The 15,074-nt window shown below is 70.7% G+C and carries 17 protein-coding genes and 4 tRNA genes; 6 read left to right on the top strand and 15 right to left on the bottom strand.

Features of this window, described 5'->3' with window-relative positions:
• Positions 1-13 precede the first annotated feature (13 nt).
• Together secE and ACZ7G3_RS00850 are read right to left on the bottom strand one after the other, a co-directional pair.
• Positions 14-301 (bottom strand): preprotein translocase subunit SecE, encoded by a 288-nt coding sequence (secE, locus tag ACZ7G3_RS00855; RefSeq protein WP_279565425.1) that lies wholly within the window; start codon positions 299-301, stop codon positions 14-16.
• 108 nt (positions 302-409) lie between these two features.
• Positions 410-482 (bottom strand) — tRNA-Trp (locus tag ACZ7G3_RS00850).
• Positions 483-877: 395 nt separating this feature from the next.
• Here ACZ7G3_RS00850 and ACZ7G3_RS00845 point away from each other — a divergent pair.
• Positions 878-2,104, top strand: coding sequence for a pyridoxal phosphate-dependent aminotransferase (locus tag ACZ7G3_RS00845; protein WP_426597263.1), 1,227 nt, complete (start codon positions 878-880; stop codon positions 2,102-2,104).
• Between the two features lie 134 nt (positions 2,105-2,238).
• Positions 2,239-3,270: an adenosine deaminase gene (locus ACZ7G3_RS00840; protein ID WP_470922706.1), complete on the top strand. Its 1,032-nt coding sequence runs from the start codon at positions 2,239-2,241 to the stop codon at positions 3,268-3,270.
• Positions 3,271-3,644: 374 nt separating this feature from the next.
• On the opposite strand, the gene ACZ7G3_RS00835 is transcribed toward ACZ7G3_RS00840, so the two are convergent.
• Entirely contained in the window at positions 3,645-4,241 is a 597-nt protein-coding gene (locus tag ACZ7G3_RS00835) for a TetR/AcrR family transcriptional regulator (protein ID WP_470922705.1), read from the bottom strand.
• 134 nt (positions 4,242-4,375) lie between these two features.
• Here ACZ7G3_RS00835 and ACZ7G3_RS00830 point away from each other — a divergent pair, with 134 nt between their 5' ends.
• Complete coding sequence (locus tag ACZ7G3_RS00830) at positions 4,376-5,008, top strand: NAD(P)-dependent oxidoreductase (protein WP_470922704.1); 633 nt, start codon at positions 4,376-4,378, stop codon at positions 5,006-5,008.
• A gap of 155 nt (positions 5,009-5,163) precedes the next feature.
• Here the strand turns inward: ACZ7G3_RS00830 and ACZ7G3_RS00825 are convergent, their stop codons facing one another.
• The 9 genes from ACZ7G3_RS00825 to ACZ7G3_RS00785 all read right to left on the bottom strand — a co-directional run bounded on the left by ACZ7G3_RS00825 (position 5,164) and on the right by ACZ7G3_RS00785 (position 10,825).
• On the bottom strand, positions 5,164-6,219 hold the full coding sequence (locus ACZ7G3_RS00825) for a UDP-N-acetylmuramate dehydrogenase (protein WP_470922703.1): 1,056 nt from the start codon (positions 6,217-6,219) through the stop codon (positions 5,164-5,166).
• Between the two features lie 124 nt (positions 6,220-6,343).
• Complete coding sequence (locus tag ACZ7G3_RS00820) at positions 6,344-6,724, bottom strand: DUF3291 domain-containing protein (RefSeq protein WP_426602998.1); 381 nt, start codon at positions 6,722-6,724, stop codon at positions 6,344-6,346.
• Positions 6,725-6,849: 125 nt separating this feature from the next.
• Positions 6,850-8,313 (bottom strand): MFS transporter, encoded by a 1,464-nt coding sequence (locus ACZ7G3_RS00815; protein ID WP_470922702.1) that lies wholly within the window; start codon positions 8,311-8,313, stop codon positions 6,850-6,852.
• A gap of 108 nt (positions 8,314-8,421) precedes the next feature.
• Positions 8,422-8,994 (bottom strand): TetR/AcrR family transcriptional regulator, encoded by a 573-nt coding sequence (locus tag ACZ7G3_RS00810; protein WP_470922701.1) that lies wholly within the window; start codon positions 8,992-8,994, stop codon positions 8,422-8,424.
• A gap of 319 nt (positions 8,995-9,313) precedes the next feature.
• The gene (locus tag ACZ7G3_RS00805) at positions 9,314-9,742 is read right to left on the bottom strand and encodes a MaoC family dehydratase (protein WP_470923176.1); all 429 of its coding nucleotides are present in this window, start codon (positions 9,740-9,742) and stop codon (positions 9,314-9,316) included.
• Positions 9,743-9,809: 67 nt separating this feature from the next.
• Positions 9,810-10,262: an FAS1-like dehydratase domain-containing protein gene (locus ACZ7G3_RS00800; RefSeq protein ID WP_470922700.1), complete on the bottom strand. Its 453-nt coding sequence runs from the start codon at positions 10,260-10,262 to the stop codon at positions 9,810-9,812.
• A 115-nt stretch (positions 10,263-10,377) separates the two neighbouring features.
• Positions 10,378-10,542: a 50S ribosomal protein L33 gene (rpmG, locus tag ACZ7G3_RS00795; protein WP_003948671.1), complete on the bottom strand. Its 165-nt coding sequence runs from the start codon at positions 10,540-10,542 to the stop codon at positions 10,378-10,380.
• Positions 10,543-10,633: 91 nt separating this feature from the next.
• Positions 10,634-10,706 (bottom strand) — tRNA-Met (locus ACZ7G3_RS00790).
• A 46-nt stretch (positions 10,707-10,752) separates the two neighbouring features.
• Positions 10,753-10,825, bottom strand: a tRNA-Thr gene (locus ACZ7G3_RS00785).
• Between the two features lie 451 nt (positions 10,826-11,276).
• Here ACZ7G3_RS00785 and ACZ7G3_RS00780 point away from each other — a divergent pair.
• Positions 11,277-12,572 (top strand): amidohydrolase family protein, encoded by a 1,296-nt coding sequence (locus ACZ7G3_RS00780; RefSeq protein ID WP_470922699.1) that lies wholly within the window; start codon positions 11,277-11,279, stop codon positions 12,570-12,572.
• Positions 12,573-12,707: 135 nt separating this feature from the next.
• The gene (locus ACZ7G3_RS00775) at positions 12,708-13,364 is read left to right on the top strand and encodes an NAD(P)H-binding protein (RefSeq protein ID WP_470922698.1); all 657 of its coding nucleotides are present in this window, start codon (positions 12,708-12,710) and stop codon (positions 13,362-13,364) included.
• Between the two features lie 32 nt (positions 13,365-13,396).
• Here ACZ7G3_RS00775 and ACZ7G3_RS00770 read toward each other — a convergent pair whose 3' ends face one another.
• The gene (locus tag ACZ7G3_RS00770; protein ID WP_426603008.1) at positions 13,397-13,615 is read right to left on the bottom strand and encodes a hypothetical protein; all 219 of its coding nucleotides are present in this window, start codon (positions 13,613-13,615) and stop codon (positions 13,397-13,399) included.
• Positions 13,616-13,720: 105 nt separating this feature from the next.
• Positions 13,721-13,802: transfer RNA gene (locus ACZ7G3_RS00765), tRNA-Tyr, on the bottom strand.
• A 236-nt stretch (positions 13,803-14,038) separates the two neighbouring features.
• Here ACZ7G3_RS00765 and ACZ7G3_RS00760 point away from each other — a divergent pair.
• The gene (locus ACZ7G3_RS00760; protein WP_470922697.1) at positions 14,039-14,527 is read left to right on the top strand and encodes a YajQ family cyclic di-GMP-binding protein; all 489 of its coding nucleotides are present in this window, start codon (positions 14,039-14,041) and stop codon (positions 14,525-14,527) included.
• Between the two features lie 195 nt (positions 14,528-14,722).
• Here ACZ7G3_RS00760 and ACZ7G3_RS00755 read toward each other — a convergent pair whose 3' ends face one another.
• Entirely contained in the window at positions 14,723-14,989 is a 267-nt protein-coding gene (locus tag ACZ7G3_RS00755) for a GlsB/YeaQ/YmgE family stress response membrane protein (protein WP_052839508.1), read from the bottom strand.
• Positions 14,990-15,074: the final 85 nt, after the last annotated feature.

Raw genomic sequence — 15,074 nt, 5'->3', positions numbered from 1 at the left:
CTTCGCTCTCGAATCAGCCGAAGACGTACTTGGCGGCGTTACTGAAGCCATAGTCAATCAGAGTCACCAGGCCGATCATGATGACCACGAAGATGATCACCACGGTGGTGTACGTCGTCAGCTGGTTGCGGCTCGGCCAGACAACCTTGCGCAGCTCCGCGACGATCTGGCGGTAGAAGAGCGCGAGGCGCTTCAGCGGGCCCTTCTTGGCACGCTTGCCGCCCTTGCGCGACTTCTTCTTGGAGTCCGGCGCTTCGTCCTCGGCATCAGGCATGTCGATGGAGCCCACGGCGTCCGTCACTCGTCCTCACCTGATTCCGGGTCGTGGCCGTGCCGCGCCCGGTCTGAGCCGCACGGCGGTGCATTGCTGTACGTACATGCGCACACATCCTGGCGAAGGTGTGTGTAGCAGGGCCGGAGGGACTTGAACCCCCAACCGCTGGTTTTGGAGACCAGTGCTCTACCAATTGAGCTACGACCCTTTGTGTGTCCCCCAACGTACCGCATCCGCCCGGATGCTTGGTGTGCACCGAGTGAGCGCGAGCCGTTGAAGGCCAACGAGGTGAGAGTGTACGTGCTCAGGGGCCGGGCGTCGAACAGAAAGGACGCGCGGGAGTCCTCGCCGTGCCGTCCTGGCCGAAGATCGCCCTGGCCGCGGGGGCCGGTCCGGACTGTTGTTCCGGCTGTTCCGGCGTTTGTCCCCGTCCTGGCCCGCCCGGTCTCCCCCTGTCTCGACCGCTCTCGCCAGATCCCTCCAGATCCCGCCAGATCCCGCCAGGCATAGGCACGGCATAGGCACGGCCTCGGCAGATCTCGTCCTGCTCAGTCCGTGAAACCCGTGTGTCCCGGAAGTTGCCTGTCTGGAACGATGGGCTCCATGAGCGCTGCAACCCCTCCCACCGAGCGCCGGGTCTCCGCCCGGGTCGGTGCGATCTCCGAGTCCGCCACCCTCGCCGTGGACGCCAAGGCCAAGGCCCTCAAGGCCGCCGGGCGACCGGTGATCGGCTTCGGCGCCGGTGAGCCCGACTTCCCGACGCCCGACTACATCGTCGAGGCCGCGATCGAGGCGTGCAAGAACCCGAAGTTCCACCGCTACACCCCGGCCGGCGGACTGCCGGAGCTGAAGGCCGCGATCGCCGCCAAGACGCTGCGCGACTCCGGCTACGAGGTCGACCCGTCGCAGATCCTGGTCACCAACGGCGGCAAGCAGGCCATCTACGAGGCGTTCGCCGCGATCCTCGACCCGGGCGACGAGGTCATCGTCCCGGCGCCGTACTGGACCACGTACCCCGAGTCGATCCGGCTGGCCGGCGGTGTCCCGGTCGAGGTCGTCGCCGACGAGACGACCGGCTACCGGGTGAGCGTGGAGCAGCTGGAGGCCGCGCGCACCGAGAAGACGAAGGTCGTCCTGTTCGTGTCGCCGTCGAACCCGACGGGGGCCGTGTACAGCGAGGCCGAGACCGAGGCGATCGGCCAGTGGGCCGTCGAGCACGGCCTGTGGGTGCTGACCGACGAGATCTACGAGCACCTCGTCTACGGCGACGCCTTCTCCGTGTCCATGCCGGCGCTGCTGCCCGAGCTGCGTGACAAGTGCATCGTGGTCAACGGTGTCGCCAAGACGTACGCGATGACCGGCTGGCGGGTCGGGTGGGTCATCGGCCCGAAGGACGTCGTCAAGGCCGCGACGAACCTCCAGTCGCACGCCACGTCCAACGTGTCCAACGTGGCCCAGGCGGCGGCGCTCGCCGCGGTCTCCGGCGACCTGGACGCCGTGGCGAAGATGCGGGAGGCCTTCGACCGGCGCCGCAGGACGATCGTGCGGATGCTCAACGAGATCGACGGCGTGCTGTGCCCGGAGCCGGAGGGCGCCTTCTACGCCTACCCGTCGGTCAAGGCGCTGCTCGGCAAGGAGATCCGCGGCAAGCGCCCGCAGGACACGGTCGAGCTGGCCGCGCTGATCCTGGAGGAGGCCGAGGTCGCGGTGGTGCCCGGCGAGGCGTTCGGCACGCCCGGGTACCTGCGGCTGTCGTACGCGCTCGGGGACGAGGACCTCGTCGAGGGCGTGAGCCGGATCCAGAAGCTGCTGGCGGAGGCCAGGGACTGACGGTCGCGCCCCGGCCGTTCTTCAGCAGGGTCTCACCGGAACGTTCCGGTGAGACCCTGCTTTGTTTGTGCGAGCAAGACCACGTACGGGGAAAGTGCTGTCGGGTCGGCCGTGTCGTACGGCAGGATCACGGAATGGAGCGTGTACGTGATGTCTCTGAACTGCCGAAGGCCCATCTCCACCTGCACTTCACCGGGTCGATGCGGCCCGCGACCCTGCTGGAACTGGCCGACAAGCACGGCGTGCGTCTGCCCGAGACGCTGACCGAGTCACTGGGCCGCGGGGAGTCGCCGAAACTGCGGGCGACGGACGAGCGGGGCTGGTTCCGCTTCCAGCGGTTGTACGACGCGGCGCGATCGTGCCTCCAGGAGCCGGAGGACATCCAGCGGCTCGTCCGCGAGGCCGCCGAGGAGGACCTGCGGGACGGGTCGGGGTGGCTGGAGATCCAGGTGGACCCGACGTCGTACGCGCCGCGGCTGGGCGGGCTCATCCCGGCGCTGGAGATCATCCTGGACGCGGTGGAGACGGCCGTGCGGGACACCGGGATCGGGATGCGGGTGCTGGTCGCCGCGAACCGGATGAAGCATCCGCTGGACGCGCGGACGCTGGCCCGTCTCGCGGTGCGGTACGCGGACCGGGGCGTGGTCGGGTTCGGACTGTCCAACGACGAGCGGCGGGGCATGGCCCGGGACTTCGACCGGGCGTTCGCGATCGCGCGGGAAGGGGGACTGCTGTCCGCACCGCACGGGGGCGAGCTGACCGGGCCGCTGTCCGTACGGGACTGCCTCGACGACCTGGAGGCCGACCGGATCGGCCACGGGGTGCGGGCGGCGGAGGACCCGCGGCTGCTGAAGCGGCTGGCGGACCGGCAGGTGACGTGCGAGGTGTGTCCGGCGTCGAACGTGGCCCTGGGCGTGTACGAGAAGCCGGAGGACGTGCCGCTGCGGACGCTGTTCGAGGCCGGGGTGCCGATGGCCCTAGGCGCGGACGACCCCCTGCTGTTCGGGTCCCGGCTGGCCGCCCAGTACGAGATCGCCCGTCAGGCCCACGGGTTCACCGACGCGGAGCTGGCGGAACTGGCACGTCAGTCGGTACGGGGATCGGCGGCGCCGAAGGACGTGAAGGAGAAGCTGCTGGCGGGGGTGGACGGCTGGATGGCCTCGTAGGGACGGCGCAGACCGCCCTGCGGGGGGCCCGCGCAGACGCGCCTCGCAGGGGGCGGCACAGACGCGTCCTACGAGGGCGGCACAGGCACGCCGGCCACTGCGGCAGGCGCATGCGGGCCTTGCTGCGGGCGGCCGTGCCTCCCCGGTTCCTGAACGACCGGGACGGCCGAGGACGACCGGGACGACCGGGACGACCGGGGCGACCGGGGCGACCGGGGCGACCGGGGCGACCGGGGACGTACTCGCACGTCGGCGCGGGTGGGCACGATGAGGGCCCGCTCCAGCGAAGCCGGGACTCGGGGGCACCGGAGCACCCCGTCGCGCCGGGCGGCGTCACCCACCCGTCCCCGTTCGCGCCCACGCCGGGCGGCAGTTCAGCAGACCCCCGCGAGCAGTGTCCGGGCGAGTCGCCGGGCGAAGTCGTCCATCGACGGGCGGACACCGCTCCGCGTCGCGTCGTACGCGAACGCCCGCTGCGCGCAGGCACCCAGCAGCAGCGACGCGGCGGCGAAGGTGTCCGCGTCGGCGCGGACACGCCCTGCGGCCTGCTCGGCGCGCAGGTAGGCATCGAGGCCCTCGATCGGCAGGTGCGGCCCCGTGCCCATCTCCCGCATCGCGTCGTCGTGCCGCCGCTTGAGCTGCGTCTGCGCGTACAGCGAGGCGGCGATCGGGAAGCTCTGCTCGTAGAAGAGCGCGGCCTGACGGGCGATCTCCGTGACGTTCTCCTCGAGAGAGCCACGGCCCGGCTCGGCGGCGAGTTCCCGCAGCAACGGGGTCAGCCGCGGCAGCCGCTCGGACAGGACGCGGATGAAGAGCTCCTCCTTGCTCACGAAGTGCTTGTACAGCGCCGCCTCGGAGCAGTCGGCTCCCCTGGCGATCTCCTTGGTGGTGGCGCGGGCGAGCCCGACGGTGAGCATCAGCTCATGGGCGGCGTCCAGGATCCGTTCCCGGGCCGGTTTGGCGGGCGGCATGGCGGCTCCAGTCGGGGGTTGACGGGTGGTGAGTATTTACTCACCCTAGAGGAGGAAGGGGTGAGTAAGTACTCACCCACCCAGGGGTCGTCCACCACAGCGCAGCCACGCCACCGCGCGGAACGGAGTACGCCATGAAGCTCACCGTCTTCGGTGCCACCGGAGGCATCGGCCAGGAGGTCGTCCGGCAGGCCCTCGACGCCGGACACCAGGTCACGGCCGTCGTACGGGACCCCGCGCGGCTGTCCGTGACCGGCGAACGTCTGGAAGTGTTCCGCGCGGACCTGGGCGACCCGGCTGCTGTGCGGCCGGCGGTGGCCGGGCGGGACGCCGTGCTGTCCGGACTCGGCGCACGCCGCCGCGCCGACGCCGGGGTCGCGACACGGCTCACCCGCACGGTGCTCGGCGCGATGGAGGCGGAGGGCGTGCGCAGGCTGCTGGTCGTCAGTGCCGCTCCGGTCGGGCCCCGGCCACGGGACGCCGGACTCCTGGACCGGGCTGTGCTCGGCGTCGTCTCCGCCGTCCTCAAGGACGTCTACGCCGATCTGCGCGCCATGGAGGCGGAAGTGGCGCGCAGCACCACCGACTGGACGGTCGTCCGGCCGCCGCGCCTGCAGGACAAGCCGATCTCCGGCCGGTACCGGACGGAGATCGGCGGTTTCCCGGTCAAGGGCCGTTACGTGGGCCGCGCCGACGTCGCCCACGCGATGCTCGCGATGACCGGCGACGCGGGGACCCTGAAACAGGGCGTGGGTGTCGCCTACTGAGGCGGCTCCCCGGCCCTTCGGCTTCGGCTTCGGCTCGGCTTCGGCTTCGGCTTCGGCTCGGCTTCGGCTTCGGCTTCGGCTCGGCTTCGGCTTCGGCTTCGGCTCGGCTTCGGCTTCGGCTTCGGCTTCGGCTTCGGCTTCGGCTTCGGCTTCGGCTAGAGGCTGACGCCGACCGTCACCGGTTCGTTGACCAGCGTGACGCCGAAGGCCTCGCGGACTCCGGCGACGACCTCGCGGGCCAGGGCGAGCAGGTCCTCCGTGGTCGCCTCACCGCGGTTGGTGAGAGCGAGGGTGTGCTTGGTGGAGATGCGGGCCGGGCCGGTGCCGTAACCCTTCGTGAAGCCGGCCTTGTCGATCAGCCAGGCCGCGGAGGTCTTGACCAGGCCCTCGCCGGCCGGGAAGGCGGGCGGCTCGGCGGCGTCGCCGAGGCGTTCGCCCACGCGCGTGCGGAAGGCGGCGAACTCCTCGTCCGTGAGGATCGGGTTGGTGAAGAACGACCCGGCCGACCAGGTGTCGTGGTCCTCGGGGTCCAGGACCATGCCCTTGCCCGCGCGCAGCTTCAGCACGGTGTCGCGGGCCGTCGTCAGCGGCACCCGCTCGCCCGCTTCGACGCCGAGGGCGCGGGCCGTCTCGGCGTAGCGGAGGGGGGCGGAGAGCCCGTCGGCGTTCTCCAGCCCGAAGCGGACGCGCAGGACGACATACCGCTCGGGTTCGGCCTTGAAGCGGCTGTGGCGGTAGGAGAACCCGCAGTCCGCGTTGGTGAGGGTGACCGTCCCGCCGGCTCTGCGGTCGTACGCGATCACCTCGGTGATCGTCGAGGAGACCTCCTGGCCGTACGCGCCGACGTTCTGGATGGGCGTCGCGCCCGCCGAGCCGGGGATGCCGGCCAGGCACTCGACGCCGGCGAGTCCGGCCTCGACGGTGCGGGCGACGGCGTCGGTCCATACCTCACCGGCCGCCAGCTCCAGCGTCGTGCCGTCGAGGGAGAGACCGCGCGTGGCGATGTGAAGGGCCGTGCCGTCGAAACCCTTGTCGCCGATGACCAGGTTGGATCCGCCGCCGATGAGCAGCAGGGGCGTGCCGGTGTCGTCGGCCTCGCGGACGACGGCGATCACCTCGGCGTCGGTCGTGGCCGTGACCAGCCGGGTCGCCGGTCCTCCCAGCCGGAAGGTGGTCAGCGGGGCGAGGGGGGCGTCGTGGAGTTCCTGCACGCGCTCAAGAGTACGAGACGGCACCGACAGTCCCGGGCGGCGGGAAACGCCCCGGTCGGCCGGGGCGTTTCCTGTCCTCACGTTCGTCCTGTGTCCGCGCTCGGGTCCGTACGAGTGTCCGTGCTCACGTCAGACGCCGTCGTACCTCCGTCCAGTTCACCGGAAGCTCGTCGCTGGACGCCGGCCAGGAGGCGAACTTCGAGTCCCGCATCTCCCCGGCCAGCCCGCGTGAGGTGGGCGCGTGGGTGCCGGAGTGGGCGAAGGCCTTGAGGGCCTCGGGCGACTCCCAGGCGGACAGCGTCCAGAAGGTCCGCTTGAGCGGCTCCGCCTTCAGGGATGCGCCGTACGCTCCGGGCGCCTTGCCGACCTGCCGCCACACGCCGGGCGTGCGCGCCAGGAACTTCAGCGCTCCCCACAGGGTGCGGGTCTCGAAGCGGGAGGCGAAGACGTGCACCTCCGTGGCCTGCGGCGGCCGGTTCGGAACGATCCAGGGAAGGGTGGGCATGTCGGGCTCCTTTCGTGTCTCGTCCGTGGTTTCTCGTGTGGTGCTTGTCGTGTGGTGCTTCGTGTGTGGCGCTTCGTGTGGTGCTTCTCGTGGCTCTCGGATGTCGCTTCTCCCGTGTCAGGAGGTCAGCGGGAGGCCTCTCCCCCGGCCGGGACGAGCGCCGGTTCGGGCGTCGGTGCCGGCCCGTGCTCCTCCGGGGGCGCCTGGCCGTCCCGGCGGCGGGACGGGATCACCAGGGCCGCGACGCCTCCGAGGGCCACCACCCCGGCGCCCACCGCGACCGCGGGCCGCAGCCCGTCGACGAAGGACTGCCCGGACTCGTAGCCGCCCTGCGCCGCGAAGATCGAGCCCATGACCGCGATGCCGAGCGCGCCGCCGACCTCGCGCAGGGCGTTGTTGGCGCCGGAGGCGATGCCCTGCTCCTTCGGTACGACGCTGGACATCACCAGGGCGGAGGCGGGGGCGAAGAACAGGGCCATGCCGATCCCGCTGAGGATCAGACCAGGCAGCTGGACGGCGTAGGAGGCATCGGCCGTGATCACGGAGGCGAGGTAGCCGAGGCCGGCCGCCTGGAGGAAGAGCCCGGCAGCGACGACCGGGCGCCCTCCGATGCGGTCCGACAGGATGCCGGCGATCGGGGCGACCAGCATCGGCATGCCGGTCCAGGGCAGCATGCGCAGCCCCGCCTCGGTGGGCGTGTAGCCGAGTACGTGCTGCATGTACTGGCTGAGCAGGAAGATCGATCCGAACATGCCCAGGAACATCAGCAGGCTCGCCGCGTTGATCCCGGAGAAGGCCCGGGAGCGGAAGAGGCGCATGGGGAGCATGGGGTTCTTGTCGTTCATGCCGTGGCGGACGAAGCCGGCCAGCAACGCGGCGCCGGCGAACAGGGCGGTCAGCACCACGGGCCCGGTCCAGCCGTCGACGGGCCCGCGGATCAGGCCGTAGACGATGCCGAAGAGTCCGCCGCTGGCGAGCAGGGTGCCGGGGAGGTCGAGCGGGGCTCCGGTGCCGTACGACTCGGCGAGGCGGAAACGGGCGAGCGGTAGCAGGACCAGACCCAGCGGAACGTTCAGCCAGAAGATCCACTGCCAGGAGATGTGCTCGGTGAGGCTGCCGCCGACCAGCGGACCGGAGGCCACGGCGAGCCCGTTGACGGCACCCCAGATGCCGTACGCCATCCCACGCCGTTCGGCGGGCACGGCGGCCGTCAGCAGGGTCAGTGTCAGCGGCATCATGATCGCCGCGCCGACGCCCTGGACCGCGCGGGCGGCGATGAGCGAGTCGATGCCGGGCGCCATGGCCGCGGCGGCGGAGGCACCGGTGAAGACGGTGAGACCGACGGCGAAGAGCCTGCGGCGGCCGAAGCGGTCGCCAAGGGCCGCCCCGAACATCAGCAGCACCGCGAAGGTGAGCGTGTACGCGCTCACGGTCCATTCCAGGTCGTGCAGTCCTCCGCCCATGTCCTCGCGGATGGAGGGCAGCGCGGTGGTGACGACGAGATTGTCCAGGGCCGCCATGAAACCGGCGACGCTGGTGATGGCGAGGGCCCAGCCCGTTCCCCCGCGTCGTGCGTTCTGCTGTGACATCTCTCCCCCAGAGGGTGTCCAGTGCTTTCGGTTGCTTCGGTTAGTAATTGATGACTAACTTTTACGCGCATACAGAAGCGCTCACTCGTGAGCATCCACCCGTACGCCCTAGGCGTCGTGCCGACCCCGCTTGACCTGCGCCGACACATGCAGCCCGTCCCACACCCGGTGCTCGGACGGGAAGCCCATGCCGGCCAGGGCGTTGATGAGCATCCCGTACGCCATGAAGGTCGTCGTCTCTTCGACGTCGCCGCCCAGGGGCACGCGCACGGTGTCCCAGAGCTCCATCCAGCCTCTGCGGACCATCTCGCCGAACTCGTGGTCCCCGGCCGCTTCCGCAGCCGCGACAGCGACGTACACCTGCAATTGCATCTGGAGGCGCTCGGGCTGCTCGGTGATCAGTCGCGTGTAGGCCTCGGCCATGGCATCCAGGGCCTCTTCGCCACTCAGGCCCTCGGACGACGCCTCGAAGACCCGCCGCATGTCCTGCAGGCAGCGCTCCGCCACCGCAAGGAAGATGGCCTTCTTGCCCGGGAAGAGCCGGAAGAGGTACGGCTGGGAGACTCCCACCCGCTTGGCGATGGCCTCCGTCGACGTGCCGTAGAAGCCGCCACGGGCGAACTCGCCCATCGCCGCGCGGATGACGCTCTCGCGCCGCTCCTCTGCGCTCATCCTGACCATGAGAATAAGTTAGTACTCAATCACTAACCATGTCAAGGGACGGCCGGCCCCCGGGTCTTCTCGCCGCAGCGGCAAGGAGACCCGGCAGCGAGTAAGAGGTGTTCTCACCCGGCGGCAGGTAAGGGGCCGCTCCCCAAGGAGAACGCCCCTTACCGAATGCCTCCCGGACGGTCACGGCAGACCCACCGGGCGACCGAACACCTGCGAGGCGACTGGCGGGCAGCCGAACGCCTGCGGGGTGAACTGCGACAGGCCCACCGGACGACCGAACGCCCGCGAGGCGAACTACGACAGGTCCACCGAAACCGCGGCGGGCCCGTCAGGCGAGTCGCACGACCGCCCTGGCCATGCCGAGGACCTTCTGTCCGGCACTGGTGGCCGTCAGGTCGACGCGGACGGTGTTGTCGTCGAGCTTGGCCGCGACCTTGCCGCTGACCTCGATCACGGCACCCTGGTCGTCGTTCGGTACGACGACGGGCCTGGTGAAGCGGACGCCGTACTCCACGAGCGCGCCCGGGTCGCCGATCCAGTCGGTGATCACACGGACCGCCTCCGCCATGGTGAACATGCCGTGCGCGATGACGTCCGGCAGGCCGACCTCCTTGGCGAATTTCTCGTTCCAGTGGATCGGGTTGAAGTCGCCGGAGGCGCCCGCGTACCGCACGAGCGTGGCCCGGTTCACAGGGAAGTTCTGCGCGGGCAGCTCGGTGCCGACCTCGACGTCGCCATATGCGATCTTCGCCGTCACGGGAGGCGTCGAGGGGGACGTCACGGGAGGCGTCGTGGAATGCGTCGTGGGGTGCGTCATGGAATGCTCACGCCTCCTCGGCCGCGCGGGCCACGAGCTTGGTCCAGGCGGTCACGACGTGCTCGCCGGCTTCGTCGTGCACCTCTCCGCGGATGTCCAGGATGTCGTTGCCCGCCATCGACTTGATCGCCTCGATGGTGGAGGTGACGGTGAGCCGGTCACCGGCGCGGACCGGACGGGCGTAGGCGAACTTCTGGTTGCCGTGTACGACCCGGCTGTAGTCCAGGCCGAGCTGCGGGTCCTCGATGACCTGACCCGCCGCCTTGAACGTGATCGAGAACACGAAGGTCGGCGGTGCGATCACGTCCGGATGCCCGAGCGCCTTCGCGGCCTCCGTGTCCGTGTACGCCGGGTTGGCGTCCCCCACCGCCTCCGCGAACTCGCGGATCTTCTCCCGGCCCACCTCGTAGGGCGCGGTAGGCGGATAGGTCCGCCCCACGAACGACTGGTCGAGCGCCATGGGCTCGCCACCTCCTGCTGCTCTGCTGGCTGTGGGTGCCACCTTCGGCACCGCTGACCGAAACGACACGAGGCCGCCCCCAAACCTCGGGGACGGCCTCGTGTACGAGCCTGATTTATCGCGTTTCGCGGTGCGCGGTGTGCGCGTTGCAACGCGGGCAGTGCTTCTTCATCTCCAGTCGGTCCGGGTTGTTACGCCGGTTCTTCTTGGTGATGTAGTTCCGCTCCTTGCACTCCACGCAGGCCAGCGTGATCTTCGGGCGGACGTCGGTGGCAGCCACGTGAGTGCACTCCTTGACGAACGGATTGATGGTACTAACGCAGGAAAGAGTAGCCGATTGAAGGACCGACCCCGCAATCGGCTACTGAATGTAGCGGTGACCGGACTTGAACCGGTGACACAGCGATTATGAGCCGCTTGCTCTACCGACTGAGCTACACCGCTGTGATGCGATCGGGCCCCGCCTTGCGGCGGGAACCTCTCACACCAGAGCCCCAAAACGGAATCGAACCGTTGACCTTCTCCTTACCATGGAGACGCTCTGCCGACTGAGCTATTGGGGCGAGCGATGAAGACATTACACGGTCGCCCGCCGTTCGCCCAAATCCGTTTCGCGACCCCTGCCCCGACCCGTCCCCGCCCCGTGCCACCACCGGGTCAACCACGGCTCCACCACGGTCCACCCGCGCCGTCCCGTCCTCCTGCCTCGCCCCGCCACCGGGCCCTGCCCACACCACCCCGCTCCCTGCCCACGCCGTCCCCGGGCTCGTCGGCCTTCCCGCGTGCACGCCCTTCCCGCGTGCACGCCCTTCCCGCGTGCACGCCCCGGCGGCGCCGGAGGGCCTGACCGCCCGGGCACACGCCCCGGGCGGCCCCCAGAGCGCGTGGCGCAGCGGGACCGCTCCGGTACGACTATTGCGCTCCTCCGCGTCGCGGGCTGATCACCGTCCTAGGCTCGACTCACTCTGCGTGATTGCGTCCCCCACTGCGCAGTCCCCGAGCCAGAGGAGCGCGATGCCCGACAGCCAGCCGCAGCCGCCCCACTCGCCCTCCCCCTCGGACCCCGCCGACCGCGGATCGGTCCTGCTCTCCGGGGCACGGCTCACCGACGGCCGGACCGTGGACGTACGGCTGCACGGCGGGCGCATCGAGGCGGTCGGCACCGCCGGCAGCCTGACCACGGCCCGAACGCCCGGCTCCGGCACCCGCGTGGACCTCACCGGCTACCTGCTCCTCCCCGCCCCCGCCGAACCCCACGTCCACGGCGACACGACACTGACGGCCGACACCCCCGGCCCCGTCTCCTACGACCCCCTGGACGTCCAGCGCCGGGCCACCGAGGCCGCCCTGCTCCAGCTGGGACACGGGGCGACCGCGCTACGGGCACACGTGCGTGTGGATGGCGTTCCGGGGCTGGACGCGCTGACCGCCGTACTGCGGGCGCGGCGCTCACTGCGCGGGCTGACCGAGCTGACCGCGGTCGCGACACCGAGGCTGCTGACCGGGGTGGCCGGGGCCGACGGCCTGGCGATGCTGCGGGACGCGGTCAAGATGGGCGCCGACGTGGTGGGCGGGTGCCCGGACCTGGACCCCGACCCGACGGGGTATGCCGAGGCGGTCCTGGAGGTCGCCGCCGAACACGGCTGCCCGGTCGACCTGCACACGGACGCCGCCGCCCCGGCACGGCTGGCCCGGCTGGCGGCGATGGCGGGCGGGCTGCGCCACGGGGTGTCCCTCGGCCCCTGCGAAGGGCTGGGCCGGTTGCCCGCCGACGCGGCCTCCCGGGCCGCTGACCAGCTCGCCGCGGCCGGGGTGACGGTGGTGTGCCTGCCGCAGGGCAGCTGCGGCGCCGTAGACCGCCGCGACGGCACGACCCCGGTACGGCTGCTGCGGGCGGCCGGCGTACGGGTCGCCGCCGGGAGCGGTGCGCTGCGGGACGTGTCCAACCCGGTCGGGCGCGGTGACCCCCTGGAGGGGGCCTACCTGCTGGCCTCCCGCCATGGGCTGCGCCCCGAGGACGCGTACGACGCGGTGAGCGCCGCGGCGCGGGCGGCCCTGGGCCTGCCCGAGGTTCGGGTGGAGGCGGGCTTCCCTGCCGAACTCCTCGCGGTGCGCGGGGAGCGGCTGGCGGGAGCACTGTCCCTGGCGTACAGCCGGATCGTGGTGCACCGGGGGCGCGTGGTGGCCCGGACCAGCGCGGTACGGGAGTACGGCGACTCGACGACCGGGAAGGGCCTGGGGCTGCCTCGGCAGGGCCGTGGGGTACGCGGGGAGCGAGAGGGGGGCGGGGAGCGCGGGGAGGCGTCCTGACAGGGTGTGAGGAACAACCTTGACGGGAGGGTGAGGGCCCTGCGCGTCAGTGAGGTCCCGTAAGTCCTGAGGCCCCCGTGGGATACGGCCGAAGCCGTGCGGCGAGGGCGGCCGTCGGGGCGTACGGTCGAAGACATGCGCATTGTCATCGCTGGTGGTCATGGTCAGATCGCGCTGCGGCTGGAGCGGTTGCTCGCCGCGCGCGACGACGAGGTGGCGGGCATCATCCGCAAGGCCGAGCAGGCCGACGATCTGCGTGCGGCCGGTGCCGAACCGGTCGTGCTCGACCTGGAGTCGGCCTCGGTCGAGGTGGTCGCCGAGCGGCTGCGGGGCGCGGACGCGGCCGTCTTCGCGGCGGGCGCCGGCCCCGGAAGCGGGGCCGCCCGCAAGAACACGGTGGACAAGGCGGCGGCGGTCCTCTTCGCGGACGCGGCGGTCCGGGCGGGCGTACGGCGCCTCGTGGTCGTGTCGTCCATGGGAGCCGACCCGCACCACCAGGGGGACGAGATCTTCGACGTCTACCAGCGCGCCAAGGGCGAGGCCGACGCGTACGTGCGCTCGCTGGAAGAGCTGGACTGGACGATCCTGCGCCCCGGCGCGCTGACGGACGACGCCGGCACCGGCCTCGTCCGCCTGGAGGCACACACCGGCCGCGGCGCGGTCCCCCGCGACGACGTTGCCGCCGTACTGGCGGAACTGGTCGACACCCCGGCCACCAACGGTCTGACCCTGGAGCTGATCAGCGGTTCCACGCCCGTGTCGGTGGCGGTGAAGTCGGTGGCCGGGAACTGAGGGCGCGCAGCCCGGAACTCTCGGGCTACGGGTCAGAACAACGGCAGCTGCCCGGGGAACCCGGGGACGACGTACCCGTCCAGGGACGGCTGCGCCGCGCCGAGTTGCGCCGGACGACGCGAACCCGGACAGGAGACGAGCTCACCACTGGCTCGCGCACCGGAAGGGTCATGACGCGCGTACCGCCCCGCGACGACGGCGATCTCGCGACGGCACTCTGGGCAGGTTCTGCGGCGGGAGGACGAGACCATGACACCAGTCTGCCCGCAGCGGCGCGAGCGCCGTTCGCGTCAACCCATGACGAAAGGCCCCGCGACCTGCTGTTCGGGCAGGTCACGGGGCCTCTCGTTCCCGTGTGGCGGCGCCAGGATTCGAACCTGGGAAGGCTGAGCCGGCAGATTTACAGTCTGCTCCCTTTGGCCGCTCGGGCACACCGCCGGGGTTCGCTGCCCGTCGAACCGTCTTTCGGCGGCGCTCCGTGGCAACGACGTAAACAATACCCGATGTGGAGGGGTGCTTCGCCACCCGATTGATCGCCACCCGGGGGACGGCGGGTGGCTAGGCTTGTCCGGATGCGGCCGGGGACCTCTGCGGAGCTCGGCGGCCGTAGCTGCATGCCGGTACGGAGCCGATACGCGGCCCGACACGCACCCAGATACAAGGAGCCACAGGACATGGCCGACTCCAGTTTCGACATCGTCTCGAAGGTCGAGCGGCAGGAGGTCGACAACGCCCTCAACCAGGCCGCCAAGGAGATCTCGCAGCGCTACGACTTCAAGGGCGTGGGCGCTTCGATCTCGTGGTCCGGGGAGAAGATCCTCATGGAGGCCAACTCCGAGGACCGGGTGAACGCCATCCTCGACGTCTTCCAGTCCAAGCTGATCAAGCGCGGTATCTCGCTGAAGGCTCTGGACGCGGGCGAGCCCCAGCTCTCCGGCAAGGAGTACAAGATCTTCGCGTCGATCGAGGAGGGCATCTCCCAGGACAACGCGAAGAAGGTGGCCAAGCTCATCCGTGACGAGGGCCCCAAGGGTGTGAAGGCCCAGGTGCAGGGTGACGAGCTTCGGGTCTCCTCCAAGAGCCGGGACGACCTGCAGACCGTGATCGCCCTGCTGAAGGGCCACGACTTCGACTTCGCTCTGCAGTTCGTGAACTACCGGTGACCTGCTGAGCCGACGGCGTGACGAGGCGCGGGCATTCCGCGTTCACGACAACGGACGGGTGGGCACCCAACGGCGCCCACCCTTCTGGTCTGCCGGTCTGCCGTTCCGTCTCGGCCCCGTGGGCCGGCTCGTCCGTCCGTTCGTCGTTCGTCCGTTCGTCTGGCCGCTCGTCTGCCTACCGCGGTCCCGGCGCGTTCAGTCGCGCGAGTTGCCGAACAGGAGTCGGTAGGCGACCAGGAGCACCAGGGAACCGCCGATCGCCGCCGCCCAGGTGGCACCGTCGTAGAAGTCCTTGCTGACCGGGTGGTCCAGCCAGCGGGCCGATATCCAGCCGCCGATGAACGCGCCCGCGATGCCGATGAGGGTCGTGCCGATGAGCCCTCCCGGGTCGCGGCCCGGCAGCAGGAACTTGGCGATGGCTCCGGCCAACAGTCCCAGGATGATCCAGCTGATGACGGTCATGCCGTGCCCCTGCCCTCTCACGCTACGCGTACGCGGTGCCGGCCCTGTGGGCTCGCTGCTCCGCGCGTGTTCATTCGCTCTTGGT

This window comes from Streptomyces sp. NPDC037271 (assembly GCF_055603605.1).
The sequence above is the reverse complement of the archived record's forward strand: the minus strand, read 5'-3'. Positions and strand labels throughout refer to the sequence as shown.

Excerpts from the sequence above, each read along its gene's own strand:
- ACZ7G3_RS00845 (WP_426597263.1), top strand. The coding sequence starts at position 878 with ATGAGCGCTGCAACCCCTCCCACCGAGCGCCGGGTCTCCGCCCGGGTC.
- ACZ7G3_RS00840 (WP_470922706.1), top strand. The coding sequence starts at position 2,239 with ATGGAGCGTGTACGTGATGTCTCTGAACTGCCGAAGGCCCATCTCCAC.
- ACZ7G3_RS00835 (WP_470922705.1), bottom strand. The coding sequence starts at position 4,241 with ATGCCGCCCGCCAAACCGGCCCGGGAACGGATCCTGGACGCCGCCCAT.
- ACZ7G3_RS00830 (WP_470922704.1), top strand. The coding sequence starts at position 4,376 with ATGAAGCTCACCGTCTTCGGTGCCACCGGAGGCATCGGCCAGGAGGTC.
- ACZ7G3_RS00820 (WP_426602998.1), bottom strand. The coding sequence starts at position 6,724 with ATGCCCACCCTTCCCTGGATCGTTCCGAACCGGCCGCCGCAGGCCACG.
- ACZ7G3_RS00815 (WP_470922702.1), bottom strand. The coding sequence starts at position 8,313 with ATGTCACAGCAGAACGCACGACGCGGGGGAACGGGCTGGGCCCTCGCC.
- ACZ7G3_RS00810 (WP_470922701.1), bottom strand. The coding sequence starts at position 8,994 with ATGGTCAGGATGAGCGCAGAGGAGCGGCGCGAGAGCGTCATCCGCGCG.
- ACZ7G3_RS00800 (WP_470922700.1), bottom strand. The coding sequence starts at position 10,262 with ATGGCGCTCGACCAGTCGTTCGTGGGGCGGACCTATCCGCCTACCGCG.
- ACZ7G3_RS00780 (WP_470922699.1), top strand. The coding sequence starts at position 11,277 with ATGCCCGACAGCCAGCCGCAGCCGCCCCACTCGCCCTCCCCCTCGGAC.
- ACZ7G3_RS00775 (WP_470922698.1), top strand. The coding sequence starts at position 12,708 with ATGCGCATTGTCATCGCTGGTGGTCATGGTCAGATCGCGCTGCGGCTG.
- ACZ7G3_RS00770 (WP_426603008.1), bottom strand. The coding sequence starts at position 13,615 with ATGGTCTCGTCCTCCCGCCGCAGAACCTGCCCAGAGTGCCGTCGCGAG.
- ACZ7G3_RS00760 (WP_470922697.1), top strand. The coding sequence starts at position 14,039 with ATGGCCGACTCCAGTTTCGACATCGTCTCGAAGGTCGAGCGGCAGGAG.
- ACZ7G3_RS00755 (WP_052839508.1), bottom strand. The coding sequence starts at position 14,989 with ATGACCGTCATCAGCTGGATCATCCTGGGACTGTTGGCCGGAGCCATC.